The organism is Pseudoalteromonas sp. MMG024 (assembly GCF_021654175.1).
Lineage (GTDB): Bacteria > Pseudomonadota > Gammaproteobacteria > Enterobacterales > Alteromonadaceae > Pseudoalteromonas.
Genome location: NZ_JAKFZO010000022.1, coordinates 1 through 13,060, shown reverse-complemented (window position 1 = coordinate 13,060; position 13,060 = coordinate 1). Strand labels below are relative to the sequence as shown.

Sequence of the window (13,060 nt, the reverse complement as noted above, 5' to 3'; positions counted from 1 at the left end):
AACCTCCTTTAGGAGAGCTAAGGTGAAAGACTTACTTAAGTTTCTGAAGCAACAAAACAAGACCGAAGAGTTTGATGCGATCCGCATCGGTCTAGCTTCGCCAGATATGGTACGTTCATGGTCATTTGGTGAGGTAAAGAAACCTGAGACAATCAACTACCGTACTTTCAAGCCTGAGCGCGACGGCTTATTCTGTGCTCGTATTTTCGGCCCAGTAAAAGACTATGAGTGTTTATGTGGTAAATATAAACGCTTAAAGCACCGTGGTGTTATTTGTGAAAAGTGTGGCGTAGAAGTTACATTAACTAAGGTTCGTCGTGACCGTATGGGTCATATCGAGCTAGCTAGCCCTGTAGCGCACATTTGGTTCCTTAAATCATTACCGTCTCGTATCGGCCTAATGTTAGACATGACATTACGTGATATCGAGCGCGTACTTTACTTCGAATCATTCGTAGTAACAGAGCCAGGTATGACAACGCTTGAGCGTGGTCAGCTATTAGGTGAAGAAGAATACCTAGATGCATTAGAAGAGCACGGTGATGAGTTCGAAGCGAAGATGGGTGCAGAAGCTGTACTTGATCTACTTCGTGACCTTGACCTTGGTCAGCTAATTGCAGAAATGCGCGAAGAGTTACCAACAATTAACTCTGAAACTAAGCGTAAGAAGATCACTAAGCGTCTTAAGTTGATGGAATCATTCCACCAATCAGGTAACAACCCTGAGTGGATGATCATGACTGTATTACCAGTTCTTCCACCAGATCTACGTCCACTAGTACCACTAGATGGCGGTCGCTTTGCAACATCTGATCTGAACGATTTATACCGTCGTGTAATCAACCGTAACAACCGTCTGAAGCGTCTTTTAGACTTAGCTGCACCAGACATTATCGTACGCAACGAAAAACGTATGTTACAAGAAGCGGTAGATGCACTACTTGATAACGGTCGTCGCGGTCGTGCGATCACAGGTTCTAACAAGCGTCCACTTAAGTCGCTTGCAGACATGATCAAAGGTAAGCAAGGTCGTTTCCGTCAAAACCTTCTTGGTAAGCGTGTTGACTACTCAGGCCGTTCTGTAATCACTGTAGGTCCTACACTGAAACTACACCAGTGTGGTCTTCCTAAGAAAATGGCACTAGAGCTATTCAAGCCATTTATCTACGGTAAATTAGAGCGCCGCGGTATGGCGACTACTATCAAAGCTGCGAAGAAGATGGTAGAGCGTGAAGTACCGGAAGTTTGGGATATCCTTGATGAAGTAATTCGTGAGCACCCGGTTCTACTTAACCGTGCACCAACACTTCACCGTCTTGGTATCCAAGCGTTTGAACCAGTTTTAATCGAAGGTAAAGCGATTCACCTACACCCATTAGTGTGTGCGGCATATAACGCTGACTTCGATGGTGACCAAATGGCGGTACACGTACCGTTAACATTAGAAGCACAGCTAGAAGCACGTGCACTAATGATGTCAACCAACAACATTCTTTCACCAGCGAACGGTGAGCCAATCATCGTACCTTCACAGGATGTTGTATTAGGTCTTTACTACATGACGCGCGATCGCATTAATGCGAACGGCGAAGGTTTAGTATTTAAAGACGCGAAAGAAGCTGAGAAAGCATACCGTACAGGTGTTGCTGACTTACACGCACGCGTTAAAGTTCGTTTAACTGAAACGGTTATCAGCGAAGAAGGCGACAAGAGCGAAATTACACACCTAGTTGAAACAACGGTAGGTCGTGCGATTTTCTCACTTATCATGCCTAAAGGCTTACCATTTGAACTTGTTAACAAGGCAATGGGTAAGAAGCAGATTTCAGGTCTTCTTAACGAGTGTTACCGTCGTCTAGGTCTAAAAGACACAGTAGTGTTTGCTGACCAAGTAATGTACACAGGTTTCCACTACGCGATGAAGTCGGGTGTTTCTATCGGTATTAACGATATGGAAATCCCACCAGTTAAAGCTGAAATCATCGACGCTGCTGAAGCAGAAGTTAACGAAATTAACCAACAGTTCCAGTCTGGTCTTGTAACTGCAGGTGAAAAGTACAACAAAGTTATCGATATCTGGTCACGTGTAAATGAAAACTTATCACGTGAAATGATGGCAAACTTATCAAAAGATACTGTAATCAACGCTGAAGGTGTTGAGGAAGAGCAAGATTCATTCAACTCAGTATTTATGATGGCCGACTCAGGTGCACGTGGTAGCGCCGCTCAGATCCGTCAGTTAGCGGGTATGCGTGGTCTAATGGCACGTCCAGATGGTTCAATCATCGAAACACCAATCACGGCGAACTTCCGTGAAGGTCTAAACGTACTCCAGTACTTCATCTCGACGCACGGTGCGCGTAAAGGTCTTGCCGATACAGCACTTAAGACAGCGAACTCGGGTTACCTAACGCGTCGTCTAGTAGACGTTGCACAAGACTTAGTAATCAACGAGCAAGACTGTGGTACTGAAGATGGTCTAACAATGAAGCCGCTAATTGAAGGTGGTGACGTTGTAGAACCGCTACGCGAGCGTGTATTAGGTCGTGTAGTTGCTGAAGACGTATTAAAGCCAGGTACTGAAGAAGTACTTGTTGAGCGTAACGTAATGCTTGACGAAAAACTGTGTGACCTTTTAGAAGAGAACTCAGTGGACGAAGTACGCGTACGTTCAGTTATCACATGTGATAACGACTTTGGTGTATGTGCTAACTGTTACGGTCGTGACCTTGCACGCGGTCACCTAATTAACCCAGGTGAATCAGTAGGTGTTATCGCAGCTCAATCAATCGGTGAGCCGGGTACACAGCTTACGATGCGTACCTTCCACATCGGTGGTGCGGCATCTCGAGCGTCTGCAGAGAACAGCGTACAAGTTAAGAACAACGGCAGCTTGAAGCTACACAATGCGAAATACGTTCTTAACTCAGATGGTAAGATTGTAATCACATCTCGTTCAACTGAAATCACAGTTATCGACGAGCACGGTCGTGAGAAAGAGCGTTATAAAGTACCTTACGGTGCGGTTCTTTCAGTACAAGATGGCGCTGACGTTGCTGGTAACGATATCGTTGCGACATGGGATCCGCATAGTCACCCAATCATTGTTGAACACGAATCAAAAGTTCAGTTCAGCGACATTGATGACTCAAACGTAGAATCGCAAACAGATGAGCTTACTGGTCTTACGCGTATGGTTGTTAAAGACCTTGCGAAAGTTAACGCGAAAGAACCTAAGTTAATCATCGAAAACGATGAGCGCGGTCTTCAAGAAATTCGTATTCCTTCATTCACTACAATTGAAGTGACTGATGGTTCAACGGTTGCGGCTGGTGCAGTATTGGCACGTATCCCGCAAGAAGGTTCGAAGACACGCGATATCACCGGTGGTCTACCTCGAGTTGCTGACTTATTTGAAGCACGTAAGCCGAAAGATCCAGCAATTCTTGCAGAAATTACAGGTACAGTTAGTTTCGGTAAAGAAACTAAAGGTAAGAAACGCTTAGTTATTACACCAGAGCAAGGTGATGCATACGAAGAGATGATTCCTAAATGGCGTCAGCTTAACGTGTTCGAAGGTGAATCAGTATCGAAAGGTGAAGTTATCGCCGACGGTCCAGAGTCGCCACACGATATCCTTCGCCTACGTGGTGTAACAGATGTTGCTAACTACATCGTAAACGAAGTACAAGAAGTATACCGTTTACAAGGTGTAAAAATTAACGATAAGCACATCGAAACTATCATTCGTCAGATGATCCGTAAGTGCATCATCCTAGACGGTGGTGATACAGAATTCCTAGCAGGTGAACAAGTTGAAGTGGCGCGCGTTAATATCGCAAACCGTGATCTTGAAGAGCAAGGTAAGATCCCAGCTAAATTTGAAATTCAGCTAATGGGTATTACTAAAGCATCACTTGCGACAGAATCATTCATTTCTGCAGCATCATTCCAGGAGACAACTCGTGTTCTTACTGATGCAGCGGTAAATGGTAAGAGCGATGAATTACGTGGTCTTAAAGAAAACGTAATTGTAGGTCGCTTGATTCCGGCGGGTACTGGTTTTGCCTACCACCAAGACCGTATCAATCGTCGCAAACAAGGTGAAAGTGTTGAAGAGCAAACAGTTAGTGTAGATGAAGCATCACAAGCACTAACCGATGCACTTAATGCTGGCATCGAAGGCGAGCAAGAATAACCTTAATCGCAACTCGCACATATAGCCTAAATTTCGGGCTATATGTGCAGTTTATGTTGACAGGTTAAACTTTGCTCATTAAAATTCCGCCACCCTTTTGCTCAGTGAAGTAAAAGGGCGGATTTTTTTCAGTAGTTTAGTTTAATTTATTAGGAGCTATTTAATGGCAACTATCAACCAGCTAGTGCGTAAGCCACGTCGCAGCAAGGTTAAATCAAATAACTCAGCTGCGCTTAAGGCTTGTCCTCAAAAGCGTGGCGTATGTACTCGTGTATATACAACAACACCTAAGAAACCAAACTCGGCTCTACGTAAAGTAGCGCGTGTTCGTTTAACGAACGGTTTCGAAGTAACTTCATACATCGGTGGTGAAGGTCACAACCTTCAAGAGCACAGTGTAATTCTTATCCGTGGTGGTCGTGTTAAAGACTTACCAGGTGTACGTTTCCACACTGTTCGCGGTGCACTTGACTGTGCAGGCGTTAACGACCGTCGTCAAGGTCGTTCTAAGTACGGTGCTAAGCGCCCTAAGGGCTAATGGTTCTCCGTTAGTAAGGCCAAGCACTTAAATTTGTAATTAATATTGTTTTGGGGATTCGCTGAAGTAAAGCGAACCTGAAGAAATCGGAGAGATTAAAATGCCTAGAAGACGCGTAATAGGTCAACGTAAAATTCTTCCAGATCCGAAGTTCGGATCAGAGCTTCTTGCTAAATTCGTTAACGTAGTAATGTTAGACGGTAAGAAGTCAACTGCTGAAAAAATCGTATATGGTGCGCTAGACGTGGCTGCTGAGAAATCAGGCAAGTCGCACCTAGAAATCTTCGAATCGGCACTTGAAAATGTTCGCCCACAGGTAGAGGTTAAATCTCGCCGTGTTGGTGGTTCAACATACCAAGTACCAGTAGAAGTACGCCCAGTTCGTCGTAACGCATTAGGTATGCGTTGGTTAGTTGAAGCAGCTCGTAAGCGTGGTGAAAAATCAATGGGCTTACGTCTTGCACAAGAAATGATTGATGCTGCTGAAAACAAAGGCACTGCGGTTAAGAAACGTGAAGACGTTCACCGTATGGCTGAAGCGAACAAGGCATTCGCTCACTACCGTTGGTAGTAAGCTCTTAAGTTTTAAGAGGATATTATGGCACGTACAACTCCAATTGAGCGTTATCGCAATATCGGTATTTGTGCCCACGTAGATGCGGGTAAAACCACCACTACAGAACGTGTTCTTTTCTACACCGGTCTTAGTCATAAGATCGGTGAAGTTCACGACGGTGCCGCAACTATGGACTGGATGGAGCAGGAGCAAGAGCGTGGTATCACGATCACTTCTGCTGCAACTACGTGTTTCTGGAAAGGTATGGACGCTCAGTTCGAAGACCACCGTATCAATATTATTGATACGCCAGGACACGTAGATTTCACTATCGAAGTAGAGCGTTCTTTACGCGTACTCGATGGTGCGGTTGTAGTACTTTGTGCTTCATCTGGTGTCCAGCCACAAACGGAAACGGTGTGGCGACAAGCAAATAAATATGAAGTACCACGCATGATCTTTGTTAATAAGATGGACCGCGTAGGTGCTGACTTCTTGATGGTAGTTGAACAGGTTAAGAGCCGTTTAGGCGCTGTACCTGTACCAATCCAACTTGCTATCGGTGCTGAAGACGACTTCAAAGGAGTCGTTGATCTTATCAAGATGAAAGCGATTAACTGGTCTGAAGAAGATCAGGGTATGAGCTTCACTTACGAAGATATTCCTGCTGACCTTCAAGACCTTGCTGAAGAATGGCGTGCTCATTTAGTTGAGTCTGCCGCTGAAGCAAACGAAGAGTTAATGGAAAAGTACCTAGAAGATGGTGAATTAACGGAAGAAGAAATCAAAGCAGCAATTCGTCAACGTACGCTTGCGAACGAAATCGTTCCAATGGCCTGTGGTTCTGCATTTAAGAACAAAGGTGTACAAGCGGTACTTGATGCTGTGATTGAATTCATGCCGTCACCAACTGAAGTTAAGCAAATCCAAGGTGTTTTAGACGACGGCGAGACAGAAGAAGAACGTCCTGCTGATGACAATGCACCATTTGCGGCGCTTGCATTTAAAATTGCAACCGACCCATTTGTTGGAACGCTAACTTTCTTCCGCGTTTACTCAGGTGTTGTAGCCACTGGTGATACAGTTTACAACCCAGTTAAAAGTAAGCGTGAGCGTTTTGGTCGTATTGTGCAAATGCACTCAAATGACCGTCAAGAGATTAAAGAAGTTCGCGCTGGCGACATCGCGGCAGCAATTGGTCTGAAAGATGTAACAACAGGTGACACTCTGTGTTCACTTGATTCGCACATTACACTTGAGCGTATGGAATTTCCAGAGCCAGTAATTTCAGTGGCGGTTGAACCGCGTACCAAAGCTGACCAAGAAAAAATGGGTATCGCGTTAGGTAAACTAGCGGCTGAAGATCCATCTTTCCGTGTCGAAACAGATGAAGAATCAGGCCAGACCATCATTTCAGGAATGGGTGAACTTCACTTAGATATTATCGTTGATCGTATGAAACGTGAATTCAGCGTTGAATGTAACGTTGGTAAACCTCAGGTTGCGTATCGTGAAGCTATCCGCTCAACTGTTGAAGTTGAAGGTAAGTTTGTACGTCAGTCTGGTGGTCGCGGACAATATGGTCACGTTTGGCTGAAACTTGAGCCAATGGACTTTACGGAAGAAGATGCTGAAAACTTCGAATTCGTTAACGAAATCGTTGGTGGCGCTGTTCCAAAAGAGTACATTCCTGCGGTAGAAAAAGGTGTTGCTGAGCAAATGCAAAATGGTGTATTAGCTGGCTTCCCTGTATTAGGCGTTAAAGCGACGCTATATGATGGTTCATTCCATGATGTAGACTCGAATGAAATGGCGTTTAAGATCGCAGGTTCTATGGCATTCAAGAAAGGTGCGCTTGAAGCGAACCCAGCCTTATTAGAACCGGTTATGAAGGTTGAAGTTATCACCCCTGAAGAAAACATGGGTGATGTAGTAGGCGACCTAAACCGTCGTCGCGGTATGATCGAAGGCATGGACGAAGCGCCAGGTGGTCTTAAGCAAGTAAACGCACAAGTGCCACTTGCTGAGATGTTCGGTTATGCAACAGACCTTCGTTCTGCAACACAAGGGCGTGCTTCGTACTCGATGGAATTCCTCAAGTACGCAGAAGCATCTTCAAATGTTGCAGACGCAATTATTGCAGCTCGCGCTGTTAAGTAATTTTAGTTCGGTCCGATTCATGTGGGATCGGACTTTAATTTCTTTATAGGAATTTAAGAAAATGGCAAAAGAAAAGTTTGAACGTTCGAAACCGCACGTAAACGTAGGTACAATCGGCCACGTTGACCACGGTAAAACAACTCTAACAGCAGCAATCACTAACGTACTTGCAAAAGTATACGGTGGTGAAGCGAAAGACTTCGCAGCAATCGATAACGCTCCAGAAGAGCGTGAGCGTGGTATCACAATCTCAACTTCACACGTTGAGTACGATACACCAACTCGTCACTACGCACACGTAGACTGTCCAGGACACGCGGATTATGTTAAAAACATGATCACAGGTGCTGCACAGATGGACGGCGCAATCCTAGTAGTAGCAGCGACTGATGGCCCAATGCCACAGACACGTGAGCACATCCTTCTTTCACGTCAGGTTGGTGTACCTTACATCATCGTATTCATGAACAAATGTGACATGGTTGACGACGAAGAACTACTAGAGCTAGTAGAAATGGAAGTTCGTGAACTTCTTTCTGAGTACGATTTCCCAGGTGACGACTTACCACTAATCCAAGGTTCAGCTCTTAAAGCACTAGAAGGCGAGAAAGAGTGGGAAGACAAGATTGTTGAGCTTGCTGAAGCACTAGATTCTTACATCCCAGAGCCTGAGCGTGACATCGATAAGCCATTCATCATGCCTATCGAAGACGTATTCTCAATCCAGGGTCGTGGTACAGTAGTAACAGGCCGTGTTGAAGCTGGTATCATCAACGTGAACGACGAAGTAGAAATCGTAGGTATTAAAGAAACTACAACTACTACTTGTACGGGTGTTGAAATGTTCCGTAAGCTTCTAGACGAAGGTCGTGCGGGTGAGAACATTGGTGCACTTCTACGTGGTACTAAGCGTGATGAAGTTGAGCGTGGTCAGGTTCTATGTAAGCCTGGTTCAATCAAGCCTCACACGAAGTTCACTTCAGAAGTATACGTACTATCTAAAGATGAAGGTGGTCGTCACACGCCATTCTTCAAAGGCTACCGTCCACAGTTCTACTTCCGTACAACTGATGTAACTGGTGATATCCAATTACCAGATGGCGTAGAAATGGTAATGCCAGGCGACAACATCAAGATGACTGTTGAGCTAATCGTTCCAATCGCGATGGACGAAGGTCTACGTTTCGCGATCCGTGAAGGTGGCCGTACAGTAGGTGCTGGTGTTGTAGCAACTATCGAAGACTAATTCTTGATAGTTAATGCATAAGCATTGAAAAACCCGAGTTTAGGCTCGGGTTTTTTTATGTCAAAAATACCTATCCTTTGTTTAATTTAATGTTCTCGTTTCACATCACTTTATATTGCCGAACGCTTGGCGGTAATTTGCCTTGAACAGTCGTTCAGAAACAGCGTACTAAGTTTTAAGCATGTTAATTTGTAGAGCTGTTGAATGAATGGAACTTCGTCCTTCGCTATTTATTAATATTCAACGTTACTTATTACTCCATATCGCGCTTGTTGCACAATTAACACTTTGCTATCCCAAGAGTTAAGTATTGCGCTAGTGCTTCTAAGCGTAATGCAATCTGTTACCTGCTTTAATTTTATATAGATGCCTTAACCAGCACGTGACACATTTAAGCATTTGATTAATCGTATTATGAACTAACTTTTGTGCTATGTTTAAACAGTTCATTCTACAAAATAAGGCTTACTGAATGCCGCTTACTCTTACAAGATTGCTTCGCAACGATGTAGTTGTTTTTTTACTCATCGTGCTTGGTTATTATTCTTTTGGTGTATTCGGTACTTTCTTTCGTATAGAGCCTGGTTTTGCGAGCGCAGTATGGCCAGCTGCAGGGTACGCAGCAATTGTTGTACTACGCTATGGCAGTAAGGCATATCTACCACTTTTTGTCGGCGCTTTACTGGCGAATATTTATAGTTCAGGAAACGATATTTTTTCTATTTCTGTTTCCGATTTTATGTGGAACAGTGTTCGTGCTGCGGGTGCTTTGTTGCAGGCTGCCATTAGCTGTTTGCTTCTAAAAAAATTGTGTGATTTTCCACTTAGCTTAAATGCAGCAAAACCCTTGTTAAAAGCGCTAGTTTTAGTCAGTCCGTTTGCTTGTATGGTGTCTGCAACAATTGGTACTAGCTCTTTATACTTACAGGGCATTATTCCATTTAGCATTGTCGATTTTGTTTGGTTCACTTGGTGGGTTGGTGACAGTGTTGGCGTGCTGTTTTTCTTCCCATTATTTGGCATGTTACTTCCATCTAAGCTTTTTAGTCCAGTGAGTAACGTTAAAGTTGTATTGGTTACAGGTACCTTATTGCTGATATCAGTGTGCTTTACATTTTCTTATTCAAAAGAAGTGTATCGTAAAAATTTAAACCTAACTTTCGCAGATATTACTGAAAAGAAAGTTTACGAATTACAAATACTCAAACGACAAATCGAAACTAACCTGTTTGCTTTGGCAACCTTGTTTCGCAATGGTATTGATCCCAATATTGATGAATTCCAGTTAATTGCATCGTCTCTGAATAATGGCGGTATTCCTTACCGTGCAATTGCTTGGTTAGATTGTTTAGAGCGTGAAGACTCGCAAGCTTGGTATGAAAAGCAGTCTGAACGAGGATTGGAAGGGGCAAAACTTAGAATCATCGACGAAAGCAGACAGTTTTCACAAATATTTCCGATCAGTCTAACAGCGCCATACTCTACTAATAGTTTGGCTATTGGTCTCGATTTAGCGAGTCACCCAGTTGCAGGTGATACCGTATTTGAAGCGATAAGTGCACGGTCAATTAAAGCAACACCGCCGGTTCGCTTACAGCAACAATCAGATAAATTAACAGGCAATGTAATTTACTTTCCGGTATTTAGAAATAGTGACGACAAGCTATTAGGTATTGCCGAAGTGGTTATTGAAGTTGATAAGTCGCTTGAAAAGCTAATGCTTGAAGATGCATCTTCAGATTATTATCACTTTTCAATTTCAGATAAACAATCGCCTAGTTCGCCTTATGTTGCAGGTCTAGAACAACAACACAATACGAGTCATAGCTTACACTTCGCTAAATCTTATCAGTTAGCGTGGTTTGGCCGCGATTGGCTAGTTCATTTTGAGAGTACCGATAGTTTTGAAAATACCAAAAAGGATTGGTTAAGTTGGCTTACACTCATTGTGGGTTTTATTATTGCGGCAATTGGTGTGATGTTTACTTTAATTATTGCGGGTTTTAACGATCAGCTAAAGCGTAAAGTAAAAGACAAAACAGCACAATTAGCCACAGTAATTGAACAACTCAAAAAAGCAGACCAAGTAAAGAACGAATTTATTGCAAATATGAGTCATGAAATTCGTACCCCGTTAAATGTTGTTTTATCCACATTGCAATTGCTAAGAAAATCCAAACAAGCGGCAAAAGAACAAGAGCTCACTGACAGTGCGCTCTCTTCGGGTAAAACACTGCTAACCATAATTAATGATATTCTCGACATATCTAAGTTGGAAGCAGGAAAACTCGAAATTGAATCTACCGAGTTTGATTTAGAAAAGCTGGTTAAAGACACGGTAACTGAGCAAAAGAGTATTGCAGATGAAAAGCAATTAGTAGTGAAGCTGGATTCAATGTCTTCAGTAACCGGTGTGTGGAAAGGTGACCCGACGCGTATTAAGCAGATCTTACTTAACCTAGTTAGTAACGCAATTAAGTTTACAGATTCAGGTCAAATTGACGTCAAGGTTGTAAAGTATAAGCGAGGTATTAAAGTCGAAGTAGCAGATTCAGGTATTGGTATGAGTGATACCCAAGTAACACGTTTGTTTGAACGGTTTGAACAAGCTGATACGTCGACAACACGTCGATTCGGGGGAACAGGTTTAGGGCTTGCAATCGTTGCACAACTCGTTCACTTAATGAAAGGTAAAATTGAAGTGACGAGTGAGCTAAATAAAGGTTCTCAATTTAAGCTCACAATTCCATTGACATACGAAAGTCGTGAAGTATTAAAACCAAGAGAAGACACACAGTTAACGATGCCATCACTCAATGGCACAACCATTTTGTTGGCTGAAGATAATAAAGTAAATCAAACTGTGTTTAAGGCAATTATGGCGCCAGCGAAAGCAACACTATTAATCGCTGAAAATGGAAAACAAGCAATTGACTTGTTTCAACAAGAAAACCCAGCCATCATTTTTATGGATATTCAAATGCCAGAGATGGATGGTGAACAAGCTTGCAAATATATTCGGCAACTAAATAGCACCATTCCAATAGTAGCGTTAACAGCAAACGTACTTGAAAGTGATGTAACAAGGTATTTAAGAGAAGGGTTTAACGCTCATCTTGCAAAACCCATCGATATTAATAAATTAATTGAGACCTTAATCCAGTTAACTGTAACTAGCGAATAACACATTAGAAGGCCAAGTATATGCTAATCGCTATTTCGCTCAGAAGGCAGATCACTTAAATACTCGACAAACTCTACTTCAAATCCGTCAGGGTCAATAAAATAGGCATTTTTACGAAAAGGGTGCTCACTGCCTTTATCGACAAAAAAGCCTGCGTCACACATACGCATTATGAGTGCATCTAAATTTTTCACAACATAGGCAAAGTGCGCTAGTCCTGTTTGATGACCAGAGAGTTTTCTTATCTCTCCCTCACCATGGTCGCTTAATGCAATATAATTAAAATCGTCGCCAAAGTGCAGCCATTGCCGCGGCTTACCGTACCACTCTCCACTTCCTTTTGAGCGAATTCGCCAGTGTGGAAAAGCAGCTTGATAAAAAGTCAGTGACTTATTTAGATCAGTAACAACTAAATTAACGTGTTCCAAAAACATTGTCGTTCCTTATTTTAATGCTGAAGTTGATACCAAGATTGAATGTTTGTTTAAAGTACAAAGGTAGCGTGTAAATGAGTGCATAAAATCATTCCTTAAATTGAGAAAGCAGGATGACTATAAAAGCTCAAGTTAGATTGAGGTAAAGCGCTATTTATATTTTTTTAACAGCGGTTTTGTGTGATGATTGAAAAATTATTGGTCAAATGAGTGATAGCAGTGGAAGTAGTTGTAGTAGAGCAAACCAACATGCGTGTGTATTTAAACTTGTTGCAAGGGTATGAAGCAGAGTTTTCAAAAATCACAGGTAAATTACCTAACCATATGGGACTGTTCGATCTCGACACAGAGCTGGTTGATAATGTTTTTGGTTTGCTCTGTTATTTAGAAGGTAAGCCAATTGGCTTTGCAGCAATCAAACAAGTTGCCAGTAAACAATTTGAGGTGTGTGAGTTTTACATAGTTCCAAGTTTAAGAGAACAAGGATTAGGAAGTAGATTCGCGAGTTGGATTTGGCAGCATTATGGTGGTGCATGGCAGATTAAACAGATTGCGGGTGCAAGCAAGGCAACGCAATTTTGGCGAAACGCAATCACAAGCTTCAATGCAAATTACTCTGAAACAAAGATTAATGATGAATATTGGGGTGAGGTGACGCAGCAATCATTTAATACTGAGGCCCAAAATTCACAAGTAAACTCGCTTTAAAGGGCATTTTTAGAAGAAAACGTACAAAAACGAGCA

The 13,060-nt window shown here is 42.6% G+C and carries 8 protein-coding genes; 7 read left to right on the top strand and 1 reads right to left on the bottom strand.

Annotated features, from left to right (window positions below):
* Positions 1 to 22 precede the first annotated feature (22 nt).
* The 6 genes from rpoC (at position 23) to L1068_RS17705 (ending at position 11,882) form a co-directional block, all read left to right on the top strand.
* Complete coding sequence (gene rpoC / locus L1068_RS17730; RefSeq protein ID WP_237131303.1) at positions 23 to 4,198, top strand: DNA-directed RNA polymerase subunit beta'; 4,176 nt, start codon at positions 23 to 25, stop codon at positions 4,196 to 4,198.
* A 163-nt stretch (positions 4,199 to 4,361) separates the two neighbouring features.
* Positions 4,362 to 4,736, top strand: a complete 375-nt coding sequence (gene rpsL / locus L1068_RS17725; RefSeq protein ID WP_010562300.1) for a 30S ribosomal protein S12 — start codon at positions 4,362 to 4,364, stop codon at positions 4,734 to 4,736.
* Positions 4,737 to 4,836: 100 nt separating this feature from the next.
* Complete coding sequence (rpsG, locus tag L1068_RS17720) at positions 4,837 to 5,307, top strand: 30S ribosomal protein S7 (protein ID WP_010562301.1); 471 nt, start codon at positions 4,837 to 4,839, stop codon at positions 5,305 to 5,307.
* Positions 5,308 to 5,334: 27 nt separating this feature from the next.
* A complete protein-coding gene (gene fusA, locus L1068_RS17715; RefSeq protein ID WP_237131302.1) occupies positions 5,335 to 7,452 on the top strand; it encodes an elongation factor G in 2,118 nt (705 codons plus the stop codon).
* Between the two features lie 61 nt (positions 7,453 to 7,513).
* Entirely contained in the window at positions 7,514 to 8,698 is a 1,185-nt protein-coding gene (tuf, locus tag L1068_RS17710; RefSeq protein ID WP_138634216.1) for an elongation factor Tu, read from the top strand.
* A gap of 472 nt (positions 8,699 to 9,170) precedes the next feature.
* Entirely contained in the window at positions 9,171 to 11,882 is a 2,712-nt protein-coding gene (locus L1068_RS17705) for an ATP-binding protein (RefSeq protein WP_237131301.1), read from the top strand.
* Positions 11,883 to 11,905: 23 nt separating this feature from the next.
* Here the strand turns inward: L1068_RS17705 and L1068_RS17700 are convergent, their stop codons facing one another.
* On the bottom strand, positions 11,906 to 12,316 hold the full coding sequence (locus L1068_RS17700) for a VOC family protein (RefSeq protein WP_237131300.1): 411 nt from the start codon (positions 12,314 to 12,316) through the stop codon (positions 11,906 to 11,908).
* Between the two features lie 219 nt (positions 12,317 to 12,535).
* Between L1068_RS17700 and L1068_RS17695 the strand changes: the two genes are divergently transcribed.
* On the top strand, positions 12,536 to 13,024 hold the full coding sequence (locus L1068_RS17695) for a GNAT family N-acetyltransferase (RefSeq protein ID WP_237131299.1): 489 nt from the start codon (positions 12,536 to 12,538) through the stop codon (positions 13,022 to 13,024).
* The last annotated feature ends 36 nt before the right edge of the window (positions 13,025 to 13,060 follow it).

Bases quoted from the DNA above. Each gene is read 5' to 3' on its own strand.
- fusA (WP_237131302.1), top strand. From the start codon at position 5,335: ATGGCACGTACAACTCCAATTGAGCGTTATCGCAATATCGGTATTTGT.
- rpsG (WP_010562301.1), top strand. From the start codon at position 4,837: ATGCCTAGAAGACGCGTAATAGGTCAACGTAAAATTCTTCCAGATCCG.
- rpsL (WP_010562300.1), top strand. From the start codon at position 4,362: ATGGCAACTATCAACCAGCTAGTGCGTAAGCCACGTCGCAGCAAGGTT.
- L1068_RS17700 (WP_237131300.1), bottom strand. From the start codon at position 12,316: ATGTTTTTGGAACACGTTAATTTAGTTGTTACTGATCTAAATAAGTCA.
- tuf (WP_138634216.1), top strand. From the start codon at position 7,514: ATGGCAAAAGAAAAGTTTGAACGTTCGAAACCGCACGTAAACGTAGGT.
- L1068_RS17705 (WP_237131301.1), top strand. From the start codon at position 9,171: ATGCCGCTTACTCTTACAAGATTGCTTCGCAACGATGTAGTTGTTTTT.